The organism is Paenibacillus sp. 19GGS1-52, assembly GCF_022369515.1.
GTDB lineage: Bacteria > Bacillota > Bacilli > Paenibacillales > Paenibacillaceae > Paenibacillus_AQ.
Map to the genome: position 1 here is coordinate 494043 of NZ_CP059724.1, position 23429 is coordinate 517471.

The 23429-nt window shown below is 44.5% G+C and carries 24 protein-coding genes and 1 riboswitch; of the genes, 16 read left to right on the forward strand and 8 right to left on the reverse strand.

The genetic code is table 11. The features are described 5' to 3' along the window. Positions 1–71: 71 nt before the first annotated feature. The 6 genes from H1230_RS02320 to H1230_RS02345 all read left to right on the forward strand — a co-directional run bounded on the left by H1230_RS02320 (position 72) and on the right by H1230_RS02345 (position 5495). Positions 72–428: a nucleotide excision repair endonuclease gene (locus tag H1230_RS02320; protein WP_154119062.1), complete on the forward strand. Its 357-nt coding sequence runs from the start codon at positions 72–74 to the stop codon at positions 426–428. 135 nt (positions 429–563) lie between these two features. Next, complete coding sequence (locus H1230_RS02325) at positions 564–1226, forward strand: glycosyltransferase (protein ID WP_239714051.1); 663 nt, start codon at positions 564–566, stop codon at positions 1224–1226. Between the two features lie 243 nt (positions 1227–1469). Continuing rightward, positions 1470–2177 carry a hypothetical protein gene (locus H1230_RS02330; RefSeq protein ID WP_239714052.1) on the forward strand — a complete coding sequence of 236 codons (708 nt, stop codon included), beginning with the start codon at positions 1470–1472 and terminating at the stop codon, positions 2175–2177. A gap of 5 nt (positions 2178–2182) precedes the next feature. Next, the gene (locus H1230_RS02335; protein ID WP_239714053.1) at positions 2183–3436 is read left to right on the forward strand and encodes a polysaccharide deacetylase family protein; all 1254 of its coding nucleotides are present in this window, start codon (positions 2183–2185) and stop codon (positions 3434–3436) included. A gap of 154 nt (positions 3437–3590) precedes the next feature. Continuing rightward, positions 3591–4688 carry a dual-specificity RNA methyltransferase RlmN gene (gene rlmN, locus H1230_RS02340; RefSeq protein WP_239714054.1) on the forward strand — a complete coding sequence of 366 codons (1098 nt, stop codon included), beginning with the start codon at positions 3591–3593 and terminating at the stop codon, positions 4686–4688. Between the two features lie 519 nt (positions 4689–5207). Further along, positions 5208–5495: a DUF6509 family protein gene (locus H1230_RS02345; RefSeq protein WP_154119068.1), complete on the forward strand. Its 288-nt coding sequence runs from the start codon at positions 5208–5210 to the stop codon at positions 5493–5495. Positions 5496–5560: 65 nt separating this feature from the next. On the opposite strand, the gene H1230_RS02350 is transcribed toward H1230_RS02345, so the two are convergent. From H1230_RS02350 to H1230_RS02360, 3 genes are all read right to left on the reverse strand, one after another. Next, positions 5561–6310: an esterase family protein gene (locus H1230_RS02350; protein ID WP_239714055.1), complete on the reverse strand. Its 750-nt coding sequence runs from the start codon at positions 6308–6310 to the stop codon at positions 5561–5563. A 13-nt stretch (positions 6311–6323) separates the two neighbouring features. Then, positions 6324–7148 carry an ATP-grasp domain-containing protein gene (locus tag H1230_RS02355; protein ID WP_239714056.1) on the reverse strand — a complete coding sequence of 275 codons (825 nt, stop codon included), beginning with the start codon at positions 7146–7148 and terminating at the stop codon, positions 6324–6326. Positions 7149–7589: 441 nt separating this feature from the next. Further along, complete coding sequence (locus H1230_RS02360; RefSeq protein WP_239714057.1) at positions 7590–8006, reverse strand: MarR family winged helix-turn-helix transcriptional regulator; 417 nt, start codon at positions 8004–8006, stop codon at positions 7590–7592. 208 nt (positions 8007–8214) lie between these two features. Between H1230_RS02360 and H1230_RS02365 the strand changes: the two genes are divergently transcribed. Continuing rightward, the gene (locus H1230_RS02365) at positions 8215–9687 is read left to right on the forward strand and encodes an MDR family MFS transporter (RefSeq protein WP_239714058.1); all 1473 of its coding nucleotides are present in this window, start codon (positions 8215–8217) and stop codon (positions 9685–9687) included. Positions 9688–10338: 651 nt separating this feature from the next. Here H1230_RS02365 and H1230_RS02370 read toward each other — a convergent pair. Then, the gene (locus tag H1230_RS02370) at positions 10339–11778 is read right to left on the reverse strand and encodes an FAD-dependent oxidoreductase (RefSeq protein WP_239714059.1); all 1440 of its coding nucleotides are present in this window, start codon (positions 11776–11778) and stop codon (positions 10339–10341) included. Between the two features lie 261 nt (positions 11779–12039). Between H1230_RS02370 and greA the strand changes: the two genes are divergently transcribed. Next, complete coding sequence (gene greA / locus H1230_RS02375; protein WP_239714060.1) at positions 12040–12519, forward strand: transcription elongation factor GreA; 480 nt, start codon at positions 12040–12042, stop codon at positions 12517–12519. Positions 12520–12636: 117 nt separating this feature from the next. On the opposite strand, the gene H1230_RS02380 is transcribed toward greA, so the two are convergent. Beyond that, a complete protein-coding gene (locus H1230_RS02380) occupies positions 12637–13350 on the reverse strand; it encodes an SDR family oxidoreductase (RefSeq protein WP_239714061.1) in 714 nt (237 codons plus the stop codon). A 127-nt stretch (positions 13351–13477) separates the two neighbouring features. Continuing rightward, positions 13478–13810, reverse strand: coding sequence for a winged helix-turn-helix transcriptional regulator (locus tag H1230_RS02385; RefSeq protein WP_239714062.1), 333 nt, complete (start codon positions 13808–13810; stop codon positions 13478–13480). Between the two features lie 177 nt (positions 13811–13987). On the opposite strand from H1230_RS02385, the gene H1230_RS02390 reads away from it, so the two are divergent. Then, on the forward strand, positions 13988–14914 hold the full coding sequence (locus H1230_RS02390; protein WP_239714063.1) for an AEC family transporter: 927 nt from the start codon (positions 13988–13990) through the stop codon (positions 14912–14914). Here the strand turns inward: H1230_RS02390 and H1230_RS02395 are convergent. Together H1230_RS02395 and H1230_RS02400 are read right to left on the reverse strand one after the other, a co-directional pair. Further along, the gene (locus tag H1230_RS02395) at positions 14911–15753 is read right to left on the reverse strand and encodes an aldo/keto reductase (RefSeq protein WP_239714064.1); all 843 of its coding nucleotides are present in this window, start codon (positions 15751–15753) and stop codon (positions 14911–14913) included. The two genes, H1230_RS02390 and H1230_RS02395, sit on opposite strands and share 4 nt — an antisense overlap. A gap of 62 nt (positions 15754–15815) precedes the next feature. Further along, entirely contained in the window at positions 15816–17027 is a 1212-nt protein-coding gene (locus H1230_RS02400; protein ID WP_239714065.1) for an MFS transporter, read from the reverse strand. 158 nt (positions 17028–17185) lie between these two features. Between H1230_RS02400 and H1230_RS02405 the strand changes: the two genes are divergently transcribed. The 7 genes from H1230_RS02405 (at position 17186) to H1230_RS02435 (ending at position 23413) form a co-directional block, all read left to right on the forward strand. Then, the gene (locus tag H1230_RS02405) at positions 17186–17578 is read left to right on the forward strand and encodes a winged helix-turn-helix transcriptional regulator (protein WP_239714066.1); all 393 of its coding nucleotides are present in this window, start codon (positions 17186–17188) and stop codon (positions 17576–17578) included. 220 nt (positions 17579–17798) lie between these two features. Then, positions 17799–18476 carry an S-layer homology domain-containing protein gene (locus H1230_RS02410; protein WP_239714067.1) on the forward strand — a complete coding sequence of 226 codons (678 nt, stop codon included), beginning with the start codon at positions 17799–17801 and terminating at the stop codon, positions 18474–18476. Positions 18477–18736: 260 nt separating this feature from the next. Continuing rightward, positions 18737–18840: riboswitch (purine riboswitch) on the forward strand. 93 nt (positions 18841–18933) lie between these two features. After that, positions 18934–19563, forward strand: coding sequence for a xanthine phosphoribosyltransferase (locus tag H1230_RS02415; RefSeq protein ID WP_239714068.1), 630 nt, complete (start codon positions 18934–18936; stop codon positions 19561–19563). A gap of 289 nt (positions 19564–19852) precedes the next feature. Further along, positions 19853–21190 carry an MFS transporter gene (locus H1230_RS02420; protein WP_239714069.1) on the forward strand — a complete coding sequence of 446 codons (1338 nt, stop codon included), beginning with the start codon at positions 19853–19855 and terminating at the stop codon, positions 21188–21190. 67 nt (positions 21191–21257) lie between these two features. Further along, complete coding sequence (locus H1230_RS02425; RefSeq protein ID WP_239714070.1) at positions 21258–21473, forward strand: hypothetical protein; 216 nt, start codon at positions 21258–21260, stop codon at positions 21471–21473. A 27-nt stretch (positions 21474–21500) separates the two neighbouring features. Continuing rightward, on the forward strand, positions 21501–22208 hold the full coding sequence (locus H1230_RS02430; RefSeq protein ID WP_239714071.1) for a hypothetical protein: 708 nt from the start codon (positions 21501–21503) through the stop codon (positions 22206–22208). Next, positions 22205–23413: a glutathionylspermidine synthase family protein gene (locus tag H1230_RS02435; protein ID WP_239714072.1), complete on the forward strand. Its 1209-nt coding sequence runs from the start codon at positions 22205–22207 to the stop codon at positions 23411–23413. The genes H1230_RS02430 and H1230_RS02435 overlap by 4 nt, the downstream gene beginning before the upstream one ends. Positions 23414–23429: the final 16 nt, after the last annotated feature.

Genomic DNA, 23429 nt, shown 5'->3' on the forward strand with positions numbered 1-23429 from the left:
GATAGAAATAGTCATGTACTCCAATCTGTGATAATATTTAGTCCTATATACAAAGAGGAAGTGAGCTATAAATGATAAACATAACCATTCCCAAGCCGGATGTTAGTATGACCAAACAGGTTGCACCTGAGCTGAGCAATATTTACGGGTTCATTGATTTCCACCTGATCCCTAGAGATTTGGGCGGTATCTTTATGTTCTACAATGACAACGAAGAGCTATTGTTTGTCGGCAAGGCAAGAAAGCTAAGACCGCGCATTAAGAAGTGTTTTGAGGACAGCGTATCGGTCATGAAGATGCATCGAGACGAAGTCTACAAAATTGACGTTTGTCTCATTGAAGATCCGGTCCATAGAGAAATTTATGAGACCTATCTTATCAATACACAAAAGGCTAAATATAACGTAGATAAAGTGTTCTACAAGTAAATAGCTGAAACAGCAAAGAGCGCTATCCTTAGGGATTGCGCTCTTTGCTGTTTCAGCAGGTCAAGCGAATGATTTTGGCGGAATAGTCCATAATACAATAGGTTGTTTAATCCCCAGTTAAAGGAGTAGGAATTCATGAAAAGGATTATGAAGCTAATATGGATAGGGGCGTTCCTAATGGTCAGTTTGTTGCCGATCACGGCCCAGGCCGCAGAGAGTGGGTATGGCCACGTCCGTGAGATGAAAAAGCAATGTTTGAGTCCAGCAGGCGTACAACTACAGGGTGATCTTCGGAAACTCTGGATTGACCATGTGACATGGACGAGGATGTATGCCGTAAGCGCCCTTGCAGGCTTGGAGGATCAGAAGCAGGTACTAGCTAGGCTATTGAGGAATCAGCAGGACATTGGCAATGCTATTAAGCCGTATTACGGAGAGGCGGCAGGTAATAAGCTGGCTGAGTTGCTGCGAGAGCATATTCTTCTTGCCGGTAAGATAGTTGAGGCAGTGAAGACTGGAAATCAGGCAGATGTAGAAAAGTATAATAAAGAGTGGTATAGGAATGCCGATGATATTGCAATGTTTCTCAGCAAAGCAAATCCTAACTGGTCATATAAAGAATTGCAGGCAATGCTCTACAAGCATTTGCAATTGCTTACAGATGATCTCACAGCAAGAGTGAAGAAGGATTATGATGCAGAGAACATAGCTTTTGATAAAGGGGAAGAGCATATGATTAGGTTTGCGGATACCCTGACACAGGGGATCATCAAACAATTCCCAGAGCGTTTTAAATAATTTAAGGAGGGGCACCTGAAAAGGTGCCTTTTTTTTGGTTTTGGAGCCAAATTGTTAATGATATACTCATGCAAAATCGTTCTCAAGACATGGATAATACTTCCGTTAACGGTAAATTAGGCCTTCGGATACATTTGAAAAAGTTAGATATAAAGGCTCACTAACATATAGAATATATATTCTATAATAGACTCGTAAGAGTACTCGACATTTTTTGACATTTGTAACGAGGTGAGAGGATAGATGTCCTTTTTTAAGAAGAAAGAAACTGCTGAGAAACCATTGCAGCCTAATGTGTATCAAATGATACAAATGACAGAAGAACCTGTTCAAGAAGAAGATCATGCGGCGGCTGAAACGATCAGCGGTCTAATCTCCACAGGTAAAGCACAACTCGATAAGAAATCATTAGATTTGATCTTCTCTGTAGAGCAGATCATTCAGGCACGGCAGCATTCCGAGACCCATATTAATGAGCTTCAGGATCGATTGACCCATTCGAGCAGCCATGTTGAGCGATTGAATCGGGACTTGAAGAATCTTAACAAAGTTATTGAAGAGCGTGAGAAGAACATCTTAGAGCTTGAGCACAAATTGATCGAGAAGAACCTTAAAGTAGATCAAGTAATGGAGGATTATCGCGAAATCCAGACGACAATGTCACTTGAGGTCGAAGAATTAAAAAGCACTATTGATCTTGAACAGCAAAAGTACACTAGTCTGGTACAGAAGCATAATGAGGCACATGCAGAAAGAAATAAGAAGATGAATGATCTGGAAGAGAAGATTGGCCGGATAGAAATTGAGAATTCGCATTTAAGACAGAAGTACGATACGGTCCGGCAAGAAAAAGCATACCTCTCCAATATGATCAGTGACTTTACTAATCGGATGACTTTACCCTTTGCCAATACTCTGGCAGAGCGTAAAGGTGGAAACGGAGATACATAAGATTAATGCCATCTATTGAACCCAACACCATTCTGATGCTTGAGTTACTGTCGCTTGAGCATAAGTCAGTTGGTTATCAGCTTGAGGTAGGTCTGACCTGTAATGAAGGATATACTAAATGCGTTCTCACCATCGATGAATTTACATATGATCAGTTGAATCAGTTGGGCCCCTTTTTCGGGGAAAGAGTAAGATTATCGATCTATCCGAAGCGGGACCCTTTTCGACAAACGTATTACAGCACACTTGTCAAAATGAACAGAACCTTCAGTGAAACGTTGTATTTTGCCTGTTCTGAAGACTATGTAGCGCAACTTCTCCAATTCAAACAGTATGAATATACCCCCTTGGAGGACGAGAGGGAATATCAGGCTGTGATTCCTCCTGCAGTAGTTAAGCTTCGAAAGAATAAGTCGGCGTGGCGCGGGGGACATGTCGTTTGGCGCTGCTTAATGTTCAGTTTCCTGTTCTTTGTAATGAGTCTGCGTATGGATCAGAATTTGTTGATGGAAAGCGCTGATGCTCAAGACAATTCGGTGCTTGGAGTAAGCTCCAAAGTGATCAGTTCCAGGCTACTTCCTTATCTAGTCCAGACGGCCTCCATCCAAACCCAGCCCATACTTCCTTCCCTAGAACCTTCGACGCCCTCAAAGGAACAGTCTCAGTCGTATCATGATATTAATATAGATGAGGACAAATTTGAATATGGATTGCCAGATGGGTACGTGGCTTTATCCTTTGATGATGGTCCGTCTCAATATACGAAGCAGATCGTGGATATTCTGACAGAACACAAGGTGGCTGCAACCTTTCTGTTCGTTGGCAAGAATGTATTGAAGCATCAAGATGAGGTGAGATATGCGAACGAGCATGGGATGCCGATCGGAAACCACTCCTGGGATCACAGTGATATGACAGAGAATAGTAATGGGGAGAACGAGGAGAATCTTGCCAAGGCTAATGAGGCACTAGAACAAATTGTTCCTATGCCCATTACTATTTTCCGGCCTCCTTATGGTGCAATTAATGATAAGCTGGCCAATAAGGTGAAAGAGCAGCATATGAAGGTGCTGTTATGGAACCGCGACCCGCAAGATTGGAAAGCTAAGAATACGGAAGAGATTCTGCAATATTTTCAAGTAGAGGACCCTTCTGGCGGGATCTATCTCCTGCATGAGAAGAGTATTACCGTTAAAGTGTTGCCGGAAATCATCGAATATCTACAGAGTAAGAACATGAAGTTCGCAATTTTTAAATAGATTATTAATATTGGAATATCTAAGAAGCGTACCCGTTCAGGGGTGCGCTTTTTAGATATCGCAGCTAGAATACCGCGAACCCTCTTGTTTTAATAAAAAAAATTTGAGACAATAAGCAGAACTGAACTTTAATGTTTTGAAAAGAGGATATGAAATGAATAAACAATCCATTTATGGATTAACTTTAGAACAATTGACGACATGGCTTTTGGAATATGGACATAAAAGATTTCGGGCAACCCAGGTCTGGGATTGGCTGTACCGGAAGCGGATCACAGATTTCGCGGAAATGCTCGATGTAAATAAAGAGTGCATGCTATTATTAGCTGATCATTTCGTAATTGATACGATGGAAGAACATGTGAAGCAGGAATCCGAGGATGGAACTATTAAGTTCCTGTTCCGCTTAAAGGATGGCAACCTGATCGAAACGGTACTCATGAGACAGAAATATGGCTTGTCTGTGTGTGTCACGACCCAGGTAGGCTGCAATATCGGCTGTAGCTTCTGTGCAAGCGGATTGCTAGCCAAGAGCCGGGATCTGTCCAGTGGTGAGATTGTGGAGCAGATCATGAAGGTGCAGCAGTATCTGGATACGGTCAACCCTGAACACAAGGTCAGCCACGTTGTAGTGATGGGAATTGGCGAACCATTTGATAACTTTACGAACCTACTCAACTTTCTAACAATTATTAAGGATCATAAGGGATTAGCGATAGCTGGCAGAGGGATCACTGTATCGACGAGTGGACTTGCTGATAAAATTGTAGAATTCGCCGATGCTAATATGCAGGTGAATCTGGCCGTTTCGCTGCATGCACCTAATAATGAGCTGCGAACACGGATTATGAAGATCAACCGGGCTATTCCTATAGAGAAATTAATGTCAGCCATTGATTACTATCTGGAGAAAAGCAATCGGAGAATTACATTTGAATACATCCTGATGAAGGATGTTAATGACGGCAGGGAGCATGCTCTGGAGCTTGCGGAACTGATTGGCCATCGGCGGCAGCTGGTTAACGTGAACTTAATTCCATATAATCCGGTTGATGAGCACAGCCAATATCAAAGAAGTGAACTGGAATCTATACGGGCCTTTTTTGACACCTTGAAGAAGCAGGATGTGAGCGTGAGTACTCGTCTTGAGCATGGGGTAGATATTGATGCCGCTTGCGGGCAGCTCAGAAGCAAACAAATCAAGAAGTCCAAAGAGAACAGCTTGACTAAGGATAGTATGGTAGCAGGCTGAAATAAGTTCTAGCGACAGAAGCGTATCCCTAAGGATGCGCTTTTTTGCGAGTTCTTTTACAGAATATAGCTTTACAAAAAGATGCTAACCCGGCAGAAGCTCCAGCCATCAAAGAGCAGGCTAGGCAACCGACTGGAACGGAAAGGACTAGTGATTAAGCAACAAGTCCCTGCCAGTCAAAAGGAAGTATGCTTCACTTTAACCCCTATCGGGTATACATTGTGGGAGCTTCATGAAGAGGGTCATCAGAAACCCGTACAGCAGTTGTTGTAGCTCCTTAGCAGATATCGTCCCGATGAGCTTGAGGTTATTGGACGTTTTCTTGATGATTTAGTGAATCGGATAGAGTAGACATGACCGATACGAGGGATAAAGTAGGACTTCACTGGAAAAACTGGTTGATATCATGCTCCAAACCTACAGATTGCGAAGAAATCCTGGCTGTAAGGAATCATTCGCTTATCTTTTTGTGATACAATTACGTTTGGTAGTTATAAGGAAAAGAGGTTGATTGAAGCAATGCTGAAATTTACGAGTTATAAAGTGGACAATCTAAAGGACCCATTTGGTATTCTAACCGGTAAGAGATATGAATTCGTCATCAATCTGGACGTTCCAGAGGATGATGAACTGTACGTAGAGAATGGGGTATCCGCTCGTGTGATCGTTAAAGTGGAAGATGAGCAGACTAGTATCGTTAGCTACGATTTGCAGGAAACAACAACAGGTAATGTTCTGGAATTCGATTTTGAAGAAGACGAGGAAGCAGCACTGGTCCTTTTCTGTAAAGAGCATTTGCCGGAATAAAAAAATGTAAGAAAGCAACGGCTTCACCGTCCTATAGATAGGACGGCGAAGCCGTTGCTTTTGTATTACAGGCAGCTATCCACATAATGATGGATCTGTTTATTCCACCAAGGCCAGTCATGATCGACATCCTTGCCCCAATATTCTATGCGGGCCGGGATTTTTTTGTGGTGCAGCAGGTCCTGAAGGCGGCGAGTTTCGTGCAGCATCTCATCTTCGTAGGCTCCCTGTCCGACGCAAAGGATAATGTTGCTATGTCTGTATTGCTCTAGATAGTATTCATCATGCAGTTCAGGCAAGTAGTTTAGAGGTGAATTCAGATACACTTGTTCACTGACATAGTCACCAAAGAAATAATGGGTGGAATAAACGCCGCTAAGGGCGATTAAGGTATCAAAGTACTGCGGGTAACGGAAGAAGAAGCTGGCACCGTAATAAGCTCCCATCGAGCAGCCGGAGATTAGAATTTTCTGGTCGGCTCCACCATTGTTCCATTTACTTTGGTGAAGGATGCCAGGAATCAATTCCTGTGAGATATATTTATCATATTGCTCGTGCCGGTTGATCTTGTCTTCGACATTCCAGTGGGAAGAGAAGAATGTTTCCTCATCGATACTGTCACAGGCCCAGATCTGCAGCTTGCCTGCTTCGATGAAAGGCTGAAGCGTGTCTACCATTCCTGAATCCTCATACTGATAAAATCTCCCTAACGATGTAGGGAATACAAGCATAGGTTTTCCGGCATGACCATATATTTTATATTCCATCTCTCTATTTAAAAAGTGACTGTACTCTTTGTGGTAGCTGATCTTCATCCCTTAACACACCCTATCCCTCTTCTTGTTGAACATAATTCACGATGTTCCGAACCTCTTCTAATTGGCCTGAGCGGAATTGATATGCGCTATTCCCCATGGCTCTGCTAAATACTTCCTCAATTTCATTATAATTTACGATTTGTGGACCAAAGGTGTGAAGTATATCCTCGTGGCTATGGACATAATGCTTATGTTGTTTGCGGCTGGCATATCCGGTGTAATATTTGCCCTCATAAGGTCCGCCAACCTCATTATGTACGATCATACTGGCCCATTCTTTATAGATATCTACGTCATAGGTGAAATTGATCGCATCGGTCATCCAGGCTCCAGGGGGTCTCATATTAACCTCAAGGGCAATAATCCGACCGTCCTTATTCGACTTGAATAATTCGATATGGAAGAAGCGTTCTTTAATCTCAAAAGCCTTCAAAATGCCTCTGCCGGCGCTCTCAACCTCAGGACTGATGTCCTTCAGACAGTAATAGGTGAGGTGGTCATTGTTATTCACTACATCCATTACGCTGTTCTCGAACAGATGGCTTACTGCAAACCGCACCTCACCGTTAATATCCACCAGTCCGTCATAAGTAAGAATGATCCCGTCGATGAATTCTTCAATAATAAAGGCAACATCAGCTGGTTTTGTGTTGAAAAAGTGGTCTAACTCCTCAAGGTTATTAATCTTATAGGTCATGCTGGCCCCAGAGCCGAGATCCGGTTTGACGACTAATGGGAAACCGGTGTTCTGAATAAACGCCTCTACGCTTTCGCGAGTAGTCCCCGTCGAGAATTGGACTGTACTCACACCACTTTTATGAAAAAATTCCTTCATTTTAGACTTTTGCTTCAGATTATAGACAAAATCCGTTTTGGTGCCATAAATATTAAAGTCTGTACGAATTTGGGCATCCAGCTCCAGCCAATATTCATTGAGAGACTCGAATCGATCGATTTTGCCATATTTATGAGTGAAGAATCCGACTGCTCTCAGAATCTCCTCATAGCTCTCCAGATCATTAACTTTGTAATACTCTGTTAGTGAAGCTTTCAGCTTGTCCTCAAGATGTGTATATTCAATATCTCCGATTCCTAAAACCGTCGCTCCCTGTGCGTGTAAATGGTAACAAAAGTCGGCACTATTCTTAGGGAAATGAGGGGAAAAAAATATAAAGTTAATGCGAACCAGCCCCTTTGCTTAAATGTAATTCCGAGTTAATTTGTATGATTAATTTAATCTACCAGTTTCGTCAACATTCGTCAATCCTCTAGGCTGTTATTCAAGATGTGTTCGGTTTAGCCGGGCTAGCAAGGTTCCAAAGGTCTGACGTTCTTCGGCGGTCCAGTCGGCCAGTAATAGTTTATATCGTTCCAGTCTGACTTTTTTAGCTTCGCTGAGCTTCGCTGCACCTAACTCGGTAATCCGAAAGTTGCTGGATCTCCCATCCTGCGGGTCCGGCAGCCGCACTACGTAACCTTTAGATTCCAGAACACTGGTCTGTCTGCTAAGGGTAGATATATCTAAGCGGAATTCATCGGCTAGGGCCTTCACGCCCAGTGGCTGATGAATAGACAGATGATGGAGCAGGGTATAGGTAGAGCGGTCCAGACCCCCATGTTTCCGATCCAAAGAAGCACGGCGAATGAGCGAGATCAGTTCATTATTAATGAGTTCAAGATTCTTATCCTCCATATGAAAGTTTCCTCCATAATAAATTTCAGTGCTTGTCTAAACATTATAAATGAAGATCATAAATGAAAGCGCACAATGATGTAAAGCATATTGACTTTCATCATTGTGGTTGTATAATACAATTATATATAACTCATTGTATCATACAACTAATTTCAAATATATGTGGTTATTTATGCAGCGATGGAGTACAGAGGAGAGAATTTTGATGAATAAGCAAGCTGTGAAGAATCCGGCCTTTTGGCCGATTATCTTCGCCATCTTTTTTGGGAATTTCATGGCCATCTTAAGCACGACTACAATTAATGTAGCCTTTCCGGTATTTATGAAGGACTTTGATGCAGATATTAGTACCGTTCAATGGATGATTACCGGATATTTGCTGGCTACAGGGATCGTTGCGCCGGTCGTTGGCTATTTTGGTGATAAGTGGAGCTATAAACGACTATATCTATTTGCCTTATCGGGCTTTACGCTATTTTCCGCATTATGTACGATCGCCTGGAATATTGATTCTCTGATTACCTTTCGTATTCTGCAAGGGGTATTCGGCGGGTTAATTATTCCCACAACATTGACGATGATCTATCAATTTATTGGAAAAGGAAAACAGGCCTTTGCGCTGAGCCTATGGAGTCTCTCCTCGATGCTTGCTCCAGCTTTTGGACCTACGCTCGGCGGCTGGCTTACTGGTTATTTTGGCTGGGAATCCTTATTTATTATCAATCTGCCGATTGGCATCATTGCCATCGTTGTAGCATTTAAATGCTTGCCCAATCTCCGGGGTGCTATCGTACCCAAAATATTTGACTTGCCCGGCTTTGTCACTGTCGTGCTGAGCAGTGCCTTCATTATTCTGGCTTTTAGCAAAGGGAATGCTTGGGGCTGGACCTCTTGGAAGACGCTGGGTCTCCTATTTGTTGGAGCGGTTATACTAGCGTATTTCATACGCAGGGAGCTGTCCATTAAGGAACCACTGCTTAATCTGAAAGTGTTTCAACAGAAACAGTTTACGTATAGTCTGATCATTAACTGTATTATTACCATCGCTTTATACGCGGGGACCTTTTTGATTCCGATTTTCTTGCAGGATGTTCAGCAGTCTACTCCTTTAAATACAGCCTTGGTGCTGCTGCCAGGCTCGATAGTAATGGCTATATTGTCTCCCATTGTCGGCAAGCTTTATTCTAGAATTGGACCCTTTTGGCTTATTCTTAGCGGTATGGTGCTGCTGATTATTTCGACCTGGGAGCTAAGCCATATTACACTGAATGCTACGCATGTATATGTGGCGTCATGGATGGGGCTTCGGTCTGTAGGGATTGCTTTGGCCTTTATGCCGGTCACCAATGCAGGAATGTCTGCTATTCCCAAAGAGTATTCGGGTCATGCTTCTTCAGTCACAAGCTGGGTACGTCAGGCCACCGGAGCGTTGTCCATTGCCATCTTTAGCTCTTTGCTCGCCGCCAGAGCGTTGACCCATCAGAAGGAACTAAGCGAAGGTGCCGCCACCACATCAGCTTTTATCAAAGCTCAAGGGATGACCTTTAGTGTACAGGACGTGTTCCTTGTAGCTACGTTTATTGGCGTGGTTGCGATTCCGCTTACGTTCCTCCTGAGAGAGGGAAAGAAACAATCAATTCCGGTACTTAAGGTTACAACAGTAAGAAAGGTACAATGAATCAGGGAATCAGGGAATCAGGGCGATTATTTGAATAACCGTGCAATTGCTCTGGAATGCTAATATTTTGAAGATATTCTTAGATTCTACTTGATTTAGAGGATAAGAAGAGAGAATAGCGAGAAATATGGCGAAATATCGAATATTATGCATGTTTGATATTTAGCTATAATGCGTTATACTCTAGGCATCACCAATGGAACCGTATTCATTACGCTAAAGGCGGTTGCCGAGGTGGTTGTTTTGAAAGGAATAAGCTTTTCAAGCAAGAAACATCTTGCGGTCGAAGGAGCGTGATTCCGTTGCAACAGGTAAGCGAAGCGTACTGAAACGATTGTTCACACTAGGGGAAACGTCCGTGAAAACGTTTTTCGTGAGATCGTGTACGCGGGAACTCATCCCATATGCAAGACATGGAGCAATACTCCGGACAGGAGTGCACGGGTAATTCGAAAACGCACGGTTAACAAGATTAAGTTGAATAATGAATAAGGGTCACCATGTCAAGGATATGGATTGATGTTGGAGGAAATGATTGAATTGAATAGTGGAATGAACACATAAGTCCCCGTTGCCTTATAAATTATAAGGATAGCGGGGATTTATGCGTTTATAAGCATGAAAATAATAGCAGGTAATATATAACTACTCCTAATGCTGGAGTTTGATCTTATAATCTTTCTCTAAATATTTATTTATTCTCTTAAAGTCGGCTTGGTTCAAATCAACTAGGCGCTTATTCTTCTCTCGTCCAAGAATAATACCGATGGTCTGCGCTGCCAAAGCTGTAGTTGGCATAACACGTGCACTGCCATAGGCTTTGATGCTAGCTCCTACGTTTTTACCTACAACTAACACATTATCATAGGATTTGAGTTCAAATGAACGTAGCGGTAGGCCGTAGTGATCAGGTTTACCAAAGCCTATTCCATCTGGAATGGTTTTAGTTCCTTGTAAATCTATTTCATATCCACCAATGCTAACATTATCCCAGAACATTCGCGCTCCCATTAAGTCTGCATAATCAAGTATATACTTGGTTTCATAACGGTTATAGTCGCGGATATATAGGTATTCGGGGAATCCGTCAAGTTCTGCTTTGGCGAAGCCGGGTATATTTTTACGTAAAAAGGTTAAGATTCGGGGTATCTCGGCCTTAGATTTGGTAATTGCTATCTGTACTGATTTAGGGTCAGAAGGATTCACATCATAAATAAGCAGACCGTTAATGGTAACCTCTCCGTCCCTTTGATTGGTTACATTTAAGCCTCGCAGTCTTAACATCTTATCCCGAGTGATATATTTATTAGTGAAATTACTGAATCCAGTGGCGAAATTCCAATCCACATAAGTGGTGAAACCATATTTCTTTCGCACATTTGTTAGTGGGTAATCATCCAGAATGACCTGATGGAGCGTATTCCAATTTATTTTTTTGAAATTCATCATATAAGTAGCTGTCATATAATCTGGCCGTTTACCATGGTAGAGTGATTCCATTCCGGGAATACGTTTGTCACCCAGTTTAGCGCTCAGAGCATTGAAATCGGTATTTTCCACCCAGTACTTAGACTGAATTGTATAAGTTAAGCCATCTGTGGCTCGATAAGTCAGGGTTTGCAGAGATTTTCCCTTATCTGATTTTATGGTATTAACTGAATCAATAACGATTCCACTCTTAATCGGTATTCCTTTAATAAGCTTGTCATAATAGTTACTAAATTCCGCGATTTTTCGAATGGAACCTGCTTTATATTTGGTATAAAGGTTCTTGATCTCTCCTTGAACCAGATTGTTATGCTTATTGTCATTAACATCATCAAGAACCAACATTTGCCCCTGAATTAACTCCCCACCGGGCTTGCTGCGTGGATCGAGGATAATGACTTTGAGTCCTAAATTTCGTGCCTCCTTGGCTAATAATACACCCTGAATCTCACTTCCAATCACGACAACATCATAACTTGCAGCTGCGGATGAAGCTTTGGATTGCGCAATTACTGCGTGCGGATTAGGTACGAGAAACTGCAGGAAAAACATTAATATTAGAATCCCTTGAATACTGCGAAAACCTTTCTTCTTCGTCAACATGTTTGCTCACTCTACCCCTCACCTGTTGTTAGATTTAATAGGTACACGTTGAAAGAAACATACAAGATTGCTTTATGAGTATCATACAACAATTGGGTAAATTTACCTCGATAATTAATTAACTATTTAGTGAAATGATTTGTTCTAAAGCTTATTCAGGAGAAAACTACTAAAGTAATGTAGTTATTACGCATTCTTTTCGCATGTTTGTGTAATATAAGGTAAAATACAATAAAGGCGAGCTAAATAGGAGTTGTAAACATGTCTAACGAAGAAGTATTCTTGACCGAAGAGGGATTGGCAAAATTAGAGGCAGAGCTTAAAGATTTGAAGACTGTCAAACGTAAGGAATTAGCGGCTCGGCTTAAATTGGCAATCAGCTACGGAGATCTGAAGGAGAATAGTGAATACCACTCCGCCAAGAATGATCAGTCGTTCATGGAGACCCGAGTGATCATATTGGAAAAGATGTTAACCAAAGCTCGTGTGGTGGATGCAAAAAGCATAAGCAGTACCTCAGTCAGCGTTGGCTCCATTGTTATTCTGAATGATATTGAATATTCCGAAAAGATTGAGTATAGAATTGTAGGTCCTGCTGAAGCAGATGTTCTGGATAACAAGATTTCCTATGAGAGTCCGTTGGGCAAGGAATTGCTGAACAAAAAAGTCGGCAACATAATCAGTGTCAATGCACCTATGGGCGTTATCAAATATGAACTGCTTGAGATCAGAGCTCTTTAATACGCTATCTTGAAAATCCCTGTCCCCTTATTTCTAAGAGGACAGGGATTTTTTAGAAATATAAGAATTTATATGCTTCACACGATAACTTATCCTTATATTTCTCGAAGAAACTTGTTAAGTCAGGATATGACCACCCTCTACGTGAAGAACCGTTCCGGCTACGAACCCGTTATGAATCAGATAGAGTACACTCTGAGCGACGTCCACGGCTGTGCCAACCCGTTCTGCTGGCAGCTTGGCAGCAATTTTAGTGTAGAAGTCATTTCGCGCTGCTACCGGCATTTTCTCACGGGAGGGTGTATCAATGATTCCTGGAGAAACGATATTCACCCGGAGGGGAGCCAGCTCCAGAGCCAAGGTTTGGCCGAGATTGGAAACGGCCGCATTGACTGCACCGAGGGTGGAAGAGCCGATCATTGCTTTATAGGCAACAACACCGGAGAACAGTGTGATAGAGCCTTGCGGAGATATCTTCGGAGCACCGTATTTGGCTGCATAGTATTGGCCCCAGAATTTATTCTCAAACAGTTGACGCGCAGCGCTAGTAGGAGTTTCCAGAAAAGGCCCTCCACTTGTCTCCGCCGCACTTACTACCAGATGTTGGAATGTTCCTACTTTTTCAAAAAAAGAGTGTACCTGTTCTTCATCGGTTATATCCAGGATATAGGCAGTAATAGCTGCTCCTAACCCTTCTTTGGCCTTCTCCAGCTTATCTTTGGAACGACTGGCAATAATAACTTCCGCACCTTCAGCTGCCGCGAGTCTGGCCGTCTCCAGGCCGATTCCAGAGCTACCTCCAATAATAACAACCCTTTGCCCTATTAACATTAGGTTACCTCCTCCACAAAGTATAATGCTCTCTGGGAAGTAGTATATTCCTGTTACTTCCCTTAGGGAAGTAGTTACAATTAATACATATAGTGTCGAAAAGTATAGTTTTGTGTGGCTGTAGCAATTAAAGCGTGAGACCATAACGTTTTAATTCAATAAAAATCGCTTCCAAGCGCATACCCTTTTCAGTCAATGTATATTCTACTCGTGGCGGAACCTCGGGATAAACGGTCCGTTCCAGAATGCCATGACTTTCCAGCTCTCTAAGCCTTAACGCAAGCGTCTTAGGACTGATACCCTCCAGTGATCTCAAGAGATCACTAAAGCGCTTTGTTCCATCCATCAGTAGGTCGCGGATAATTAAAAAGGTCCATTTCGTCCCGATGACATCCAGAGTTTTGGCAATAGGGCAGGGTTCACCTGGGGTCCCCTTGGTTAGAATAACGGGCTCTACCATACAAGACATCCTCCTGTCCCAATTACGGATTTTCCTAATCATAACCATACTATCCTTGGGAAAGCCAGCGTCGGTCATAGGTAATCACTATTAAACATATTGCTTCCGTGTCTTAGACTTTTCCTTTCTGCTTTGGTTATAGTATGAAGTAACTACAGAACAGAGGGGTCCTGCTTCTTGATCCAGACCGTATTATTGACTTTATATCAAGTCATCGTGCCATTGTCCATCCCTGTTATCGCGGGAGCGCTACTCGGGCGGTTTAAGAATCTGGATACTAAGCCCTTGTTGACCTTATATTTATACTTTTTGAGTCCGGCAATCATTCTGGACACCTTGGCTACGGCGGATATTTCGTTTGATGATGTATATAAGACCTTGGCCTTTTCTCTTCTTAATCTGTTCCTATTGTGGGCGCTCGCGAATGTGTTGGGAACAATATTGAAGCTGGCTCCACCCGAACTAGCGGGGCTGACACTGGTCTCCACCTTTACCAACAGTGTGAATTATGGTTTGCCGCTTGTGTTGCTCGCCTTTGGACAGCTTGGACTAGATAAAGCCTCGGTTTATGTTATTGGACAGATGGTCATCGTTAATACGCTGGGGGTATACTTCGCAGCGAGATCACAGTTCTCTGTGAAAAATGCAGTTAAATCGGTGTTTTCCCTGCCTGCCATCTATGCGGCTATTCTAGCTTTGGGGCTCAGAGCCTTGCATTTGCATATGCCGCATGAGGTTGCGTCAGGGGTCGCTATGGTGGCAGGAGCTTACTCTCCTGTGGTACTGGCGATATTAGGCGCACAGATGGTCAAAGTCAGAGTGGCTCAGGTGGAGCGCAAGCTGCAGTCTGCTTTTTGGACAGGACTTACGGTTCGCTTATTTCTAGCACCGCTGATTGCCTATCTCGGGTTAACCCTCCTGCATATTACAGGGCCTTTATTCTCAGTGCTGCTAATTCTTGCTTCTATGCCTGTTGCGGTAAATGCGGTTGTGCTGGCAGAGCGGTTTAATGCCTCCGCAGATTTGGTCTCCAGATGTATTTTATGGACGACGCTGGCCTCTTTCATAGTACTGCCCATTCTCATTGCCTTGGTGGCGCTTTAGAAATCGAAGTTGTCAGGGTCTGGACCGACCCGTTGGTCTTGGTTAAGGCTGGCAATCAAGGTCATATCCTCTTCCGTTAACTGAAAATCAAACAGGGCAGCATTTTTGATGATCCGCTGCTCTTTGGTAGATTTAGGGATCGTTACAATGCCACGCTGCAAATCCCAACGCAGAATAACCTGAGCCACGGATTTACCGTGTTTAACAGCAATATCTTGTAATAGAGGCTGCTCCAGCAATTGGCCCTGCATCAGTGGGGACCAGGCTTCCAATTGAATACCCTGCTCCTTGCAGAAGCTGAGCAGTTCTTGCTGAGAGAGATACGGATGGAGTTCGACCTGATTGACCATGGGTACAATTTCGCTATCCTTCACAACATCCTCCAGATGATGGATCTGGAAGTTGCTGACACCGATGGCTTTGACCCGGCCTTCTTTATATAATGTCTCCAGCGCTCTCCAGGCTTCTTGGTATTTTTCCTTGACCGGCCAGTGAATGAGATATAAATCAAGATAGTCCAGACCAAGTTTCGCCAGGCTTGTCTCGTAGGCGGCAAGGGTTGATTCGTAGCCCAGATCCGCATTCCATACTTTTGAAGTGACGAAGAGTTCCTCTCTTAACAGCTTGTTCTCCAGCAGGGCTTCACGGATTCCCTGACCAACGCCGGTCTCATTCTCATAAATTGCTGCAGTGTCGATGCTGCGGTAGCCGTGGGCAATGGCCGACTTTACGGCCTCCACTAGCTCTGCGCCTTCTTTTACTTTAAATACTCCGAGTCCAAACCACGGCATCTCCACACCATTGTGCAGTGTAGTTGTATCCTGTAAATGCTTAGCCATATTAAATAACCTCCCAAGTTGTATTGAATAGCAATTCCAAATTTATATCAAAGACTACAGGTTTATAAATAAGCAGGTTCACTCTTAAGCTGAGTCTCATCTTTTCGTTCCAAAGCACGGCTCCAGGCCGTTAGGAATACAGCTCCCAGCACCATAATTCCCCCTACCCAAGCAGTATGAATCAATCCCATATGGTCGGTTACGACGCCTCCGAGGTAAGCGCCAATCGCAATACCTGCGTTAAACGCAGCAATATTAACAGCAGAGGCTATATCCCGGGCTCCTGGGGCAAATCGATCGGCCAGCATGACCACATAAACCTGCAATCCGGGAACGTTCATAAAGGCGAGCAGTCCCATAAAGAAGATAGTAATTAGGGCCGGACCCTTAAAAGGAGCTGTAAAAGCTAAGACGAATAACACGATAGCTTGCAGGGCAAACATGTAGAACAAAGCGTTCATCGGTTTGTGGTTGGCTGCTTTGCCACCTATAACATTGCCAATCGCAATGGCAATTCCATAAACCAGCAGAATGATGGCGACCGTCTGTTCTTGGAAACCACTGATATCATGGAGCAGAGGCGACAAGTAAGTGAAGACAACGAATGTACCCCCATAGCCCAGAGCAGTAATGGTAAAAGCCAGTAGCAAGCGTCCATTGGTCACAAGCTGAACCTGCTCACGTAGCGGTGTGCGGGTTCCTCTGCGCAGACCCGCCGGAATCAGGATCAAGTTAGCGATAAGTGCTACAATGCCTATTCCAACAATGGCCACAAAGGCAGCGCGCCAGCCTAGTTGTTGTCCAAGGAACGTACCCAGCGGGACTCCAGTAACGGTAGCTACAGTCAGCCCGGTGAACATAATCGAGATCGCACTGGCCCTACGATTCTCAGGAACGAGATCGGCTGCAATCGTAGAGGCGATCGACATGAAGAGACCGTGCGCTAAGGCGGATATCACGCGGGCTATCAGCAGTACGATAATTCCATTCGCCCCGGCGGCGAGACTATTGCCGACAATGAACACTAGCATAATCGCTAGTAATAATGTTTTGCGCGAGAAGGTTGTGGTCAGAGAAGTTAGGATGGGGGCCCCAAAGGTTACCCCCAAAGCGTATAAAGTAACGGTTAACCCGGCTGTCGTCACGGATATGTTCAAGTCATTTGAGATGAGCGGCAGCAGTCCAACACTGATAAACTCGGTTGTTCCTATTGCAAAGGCACTAACTGCTAGGGCAAGCAGCGCCAGTGTACTTCTTTTTTTATCCAAAGTCATTTTTCTCACTCCTACACTATGGTAATCATCGGCCGATAAGTGTTATTATGAGTTATAGGTATGACAATGAATAGTACGCACTTTTTGGTGCTGTAGGTACTAAAAAGTACCCATAGATCTAACTTGGATGATGATTACTTAGGAGGAACATAGATATTATGGCGAAGAAATATAATATTTCGGTAGAGGCAACCTTGGAAGTCATCGGCGGGAAGTGGAAATGTGTGATTCTCTGCCATTTAACGCATGGGAAGATGCGGACAAGCGATTTAAAGCGCCATATGCCGAATATCACGCAAAAAATGCTGACCCAACAGCTTAGAGAATTGGAGCAGGATGGCATCGTCAATCGGATCGTCTATAATCAGGTCCCTCCCAAAGTGGAATATGAGCTCAGCGAGTATGGTCAGAGCTTGGGATCCATATTGGATTCCCTCTGTGCATGGGGAGAAAAGCACATCATTAAAGAGTATGGTGATAAATCCAGCATGCTGGAGGATAATGTGCTCAATAACAAGAAGCTAGAGGTAGAAGCATCCAGCGTGGAATAAGCGAATATTGCGGACAAGCGAGTGCATTCACCACTTCAAGAATAGCCCGAGGATCTAGGCGATACTGCGTAGACCCTCGGGCTATTCTTGTAAAGATAAGACTTTATATGTTTCTGCTTCGTAAGGTTGTTTACGTAGACTGCAACTTTTCTAACGTTATTTCGTCTGGAAGAAAGTAGAAGAATTTAAGCAATATAAAAACTTACAAGAGGTGAACGAGATGAAACATACATTAAAAAAACTTACAGTTTCGGCAACAGCACTGCTAACCCTGGCCTTTGCAGGACAGAGCTTTGCGGCTTCGTTACCTTTTGCAGATCTGGCCAATATACCAGCAAAAGATAAAATCGTAGACTTACAGCAAAAGGGAGTTATACATGGTGTGAGTAGCGATAAGTTTCTACCAAATGTATCGATTACAGCCGCACAGGGGATTCAGCTGTTCGTTAATGCCCTGGATCTGAATATTGATCTATTGCGTTTTATTAAAGCGCCCCTAGCAACGGATTATTATGCGAAAGCCAATAATAAGGCTTGGTATGCGGAAGCTCTGATTATTGCTGCCAATAATGATATCGGCTTGCCTGCAGATTTGGACCCGGGAAAGAATTGGAGCCGTGAGGAATTTACGCACCAGCTTATCCAGGCTATAGAGAAACATAGCAATCTGCCCATGATCAAAATCATGCCGGTAGACATTGCGGATGTCTCCGAATTTACGAATGGGTATGACGGTTCCATCCAACTGGCTCTTGCTATCGGCATTGCCCACCTGGATGCTGCAGGTGATTTCAATCCTACGGATGATATTACCCGCGCTGATGCTGCGGAAATGATGTACAATGCGCTGAAATATATTGAAGCACATCCGGCACCGGCCGGTGGTTATCCGGAATAAAGACGGAGTAGCATCGTTCTATGTTCTAAACGGGCAACACTACAACAGCCATCCTCAAGGGATGGCTGTTTCTTGTTTGGAAGCTGAACGTATGGATTTGGCTCACGCTACCCTAAATTTATTGAAGTGATAAGGGCGTTTAAGCTGCAAAATAAACGTCTACCTACTCTTTATGATAACAGCGCTTATAGCAGGGCATTATTCTTAAAATTTTGCTTGTAAGGAGCGGACAGACCGTATAAGATAAACAAAGTATTTATTTTCGATTATTCATATAATCTCATATAATCTTGGGGATATGGCCCATAAGTTTCTACCGGATGACCACTGTAATTGTCCGACTATGAGTGAAATAGCGGGTCTTTGTAGCCCGGAAGGACAGATTCACTTGAGAGAAACGACTCAAGGGATCTGTCCTTTTTGTTTTTCTAACCAAGAAGGAGCGATCAGATTCACAATGAAAGTACTACAAGAACGCATTAGAACAGAAGGCCTCATCCTGTCGGAAACGGTGTTGAAGGTAGACTCGTTTCTGAATCATCAGGTTGATACGGAGCTAGCCTTACAAATCGGGCAGGAATTTAAGCGGGTATTTGGACATCTGCCAATCAATAAAGTGATTACAATTGAAGCCAGCGGGATTCAGTTTGCGATGGCTGTGGCGATAGCGCTGGGCGTTCCGTTTATTTATGCCAAGAAAAAGAAAGCAGTAACTCTCTCCGAAGCGGTATATTCAGCCCCGGTACATTCTTTTACCCGGCAAGAGGATTATCTGATCAGCATTTCACAAAAATACCTTGGACCTAACGATAAAGTGCTTATCGTCGATGATTTCTTGGCTACTGGCGCCGCCCTGGTAGGCTTGGTTGATATTGTGAATGAGGCTGGAGCAGAGCTGCTGGGGGTGGGTTGTGTGATCGAGAAGAGCTTTCAGGAAGGGCGCAGCCTGCTGGAGAAACGGGGCATTCCTGTTTACTCACTGGCCCGGATTGCTTCAATGGCCCCGGGAGAAGTCCACTTTATTGACAATGACCCCGTAGTTGATCCAATCCAGGATAAGGCGATTGCTGCGGTACAGGAAGTGTAATAATCGGCCAACCCGTTCCAGTGGTCATCAATATAGCATCCTACAAGATGAAACGGCTTCGCCGTCCTTTATATGGACGGCACCCGTTTCTTCGAGAAATATAAGGATAAATTCTTGCGTGAAGCATATAAATTCTTATATTTTAAAGAGGACCTGGCCGGTATGCGGTTCAGGTTCTTTTGGTGTAGGATGCTGTCAGAAAATACAGGCTATTTCAATTGCCAAGTTAATTCCAGTCAACTAGAATTAGTATAGTGATTATAGATAAATAGATAGGGATGGAGCAGGAATGAATGATAAAGTCGTAATGCCGCTATGGACCTTCTGTCTCTTTATTGTGGTCATGAACACAACGATGTTTAACGTATCGCTGCCAACCATTATTCAGGATCTGCATATTTCTGCTGATCTCGGCTCATGGGTGATTTCCAGCTACTCTATTGGTTATGCGCTGTCGACCGTTATTTACAGCCGATTATCCGACCTGGTGCCCATCCGGAGACTGCTGACCATCGGACTGACTACGCTTGGGCTATCATCGGTCTTTGGGCTATTTGCCCATGATTTTCAGGCTCTTTTGTTCACAAGAATTTTACAATCGGCTGGTGCCGGAGCTATGGCGGGATTGGGTCTCGTGCTGGCCAGCCGTTACGTCCCTGTTGCAAGACGCGGTGGAGCTATAGCTATGATCTCTGTAGGCAGCGCAATGGCTTTTGGTCTGGGACCGATTGTCGGCGGGATAATCAGCCAATATTTCGGCTGGAATGGATTATTTGGGATTACCTGTCTCGTGCTAATCGTTCTGCCAGTGCTGCTGCGATTACTTCCGAAAGAACAGCCCAAGGCTGGGAAATTTGATATTGTGGGCGCTGCTTTGACTGTTATCAATGCGGCAAGCCTGCTGTTGGCCGTAACTAGCCAGTCTCTGGTGTGGTTAGGCGTAAGTATAGTATCTTTCTTCACTCATGCCTGGCACCTGAAACGGGCCAAGGAGTCGTTCATTAATCCGCAGCTGCTGAGAATGCCCGGATATGGCAAGCTTGTGGCCATCGGCTTTTGCATTCTGGTGCTGAATTTGGGCAATTTGTTCCTAATGCCGCTCGCTTTGGCTAATCTGTTCCATAAATCGGCGTTAATGATCGGGCTATTTATCGCTCCGGGTGCGATTCTTTCTGCCTTTCTAACTAGGTTTGTTGGACACTGGATTGATCGGTATGGAAATCTGCGTTTCTTACTGATTGGCCACGGTATTCTGGTCTCTATTATGGCTGTTTTTGCCTTGAATTTATCTGCGTCTCCGGCCGTATTACTGTTTGGATACCTGTGCTTCTCGCCAGCCTTTTCGGCCACTATGGCCTCCTTGAATAATGAAACCTCAATGATTCTGCCCAGAACATGGATTGGCTCCGGGATGGGCTTGTTACAGCTGGTTCAGTTCTTCGGCGGCTCTGTATCTGTTGCGGTGTGTGGCTTGCTCTTACATGCAGGGCGGGATATTGAGCCGGCAAAAGCCTACAAGCATGTATACGTGCTGTTGTTCATAGTGAGTTTATGTTCTTTGGGCGTAGTATTCTTATATAGACGTTCACGTTCGCGGGAGCCTATTGGGCAATCCACGGAGGCTTGAGATATGAAACGAAACGGTGCTAATACCGTATCAGAAGCATAATAGTGTTGAGGGAGGATGGTAAAAGGTGGATAATGGGATGAGTGTCATCTTGTTCGAGAAAATGCCAGAAGGTGGTCTGCGGCTAATTGAGGAACGTACGTGGAGCATGAATATGATTACTGCACTCCAGCACGTCAATTATCTTGTAGTAGGCAGTCTTGAATATGAGACTGTTGAAGGGCGATTGAATGTAGACGAGGGCAAGCTGGAGCTTCTGCTTGTTCCGATGCGCAGCGAATAATTGATCTTAGGGAAGGAGGACCCCGAGTTGTCTAAAGAAGAGAAAGCTAAAGAACTGGCTGTATCGAAATTGTTCACCCCTGAAGGCAAGCCGCTTCGAGTATTATCTACTTCACTTGGCATTGCCCTATTGGCTAATGCCCTGTTTATTCCAGGGGGTGTAGGCGCCACTGGCAATACGTCAGGAGAGGAACCCAAGCTTGTATCTTGGTCGACTGATGAGGTCAAAGCTTATTTCGATAAAAATGTAGACTGGAACATTCCGTATCCGGATGAAGGGACCGAAGAGGTTGTAGAGCAAGGGCAGGGGGTAGTGACCACTAATGGAACGACAGTAATAAACAATTATGGTGGTTATAATTCCGGCTTCGGTTGGGATGATATGCTGTTGTACCACATGCTGTTTAATAGCGGCTCCAATTACTCTTCAAGAGGTTGGTATAACAACCGCCCAACCTATTATGGAGGGACCCGTACTACTTATAAAGCCCCAACCTATAGCAGCGACAAATTTCAGAACAAGAAGGTTGCTGGCTCTGTAGTCAAACCCAAGACATCGACCTCATCTACGGGATCGATTACTAGGAGATCGACTTCATCCAAGGCCGGAGGGATCGGAGGCACTTCCAGCGGACTTAGTTCCTCGAGCTCCAGCTCCAGCTCCAGTACAAAGTCAAGTTCAGCCTCTAAATCGAGCTCCAAGTCGAGCTCCAGCAAGAGTGGTTTTGGGGGATGATGCACAGCCAGAGTCAGAGTGTGTTCGAGATTCTGGATCAGTCAGCGCTTGAACGTTCACCTCGGGTAGCGCAGCTACAGGAGCTGGGGTTCACCTGGGCAGACCTTGGGGAGGAAGAGTACTGGCTGGATGCAGTGGCAGTGATGAGTGAGCAGACGTATAAAGAGCTCGAAGAAGCGTCCTCGAAGCTGTGGCTCATTCTCGACAAAGCTGTACGTTACGTCCACCGCAAGCATGACTTGTATGAGCTGCTTGGTATTCCCCCAGTGTTGTGGGAGATGCTGGATGAATGTCCTTTACCGGCACAGGGGTTCATTAGCCGTTATGCGAGATTTGATTTTGCCGTATCGGATGCAGGGGTAATCAAGCTGCTGGAGTTGAATGCAGATACGCCTACCGGTTATGTGGAGGCTTCTATCGCTACGCCCTGGATCTGTCAGCAGGCAGGTATATCCAGCCCTAACACGGCCATGCAGGAGCTTCTTGCAGCGGCCTGGCGAGAAGAAAGACCAGATACTGCAGCTTGTGTCGCTTATGGATCTCACTTAGAGGATTCTGGTACGATTGAAGCCTTGGTGAAACACAGCGGTCTGGATATTCAATGTGTGGACTGTCTGGATTTATGGGTTGATAACGGGATCGTGAAGGATGGCGATAGTCGCATCATTGAGCGGATGTTTGCCTTGTACCCCAAGGAATGGATGGCCGTTGACGAAGGTGGCGATGCCCTTGCCTTTGCGGTAGAACAGGGACATCTTCAACTGTTCAACGGGCCGCATAGCATACTCTTGCAATCCAAAGGGCTCATTGCGGCGGTGTGGGGGATGTACGAGCTTGGCCTTCTGTTTGATGAAGAGGAGCGTGCCGCGATCTCAAGTTATATTTTACCCACGTATAACAAGCCTGTATTCTCCGGAAACTTTGTGTCCAAGTCCGTATTTGGTCGTGAGGGAGGCTCTGTACGTCTCTTTGATGAACGTGGGGCGCTGGAGCTGCAGGATGAAGAAGGTTTTGACAGCAGTGTATTATTTCCTTGTGTGTATCAGAAAAGAGCCGAATTAGCCCGGATACAGACCTCAGAAGCTGAGCTTCATCTGTTGACCGGCATGTTCGTCATTAATGGGACGCCTTGCGGGCTGCTCGGCCGGGCAGGCGGACTGATAACAGGCAATGCCAGTCATTTTATCGCGGTGGGAGTGAGATAATTGAATATAAACAAAG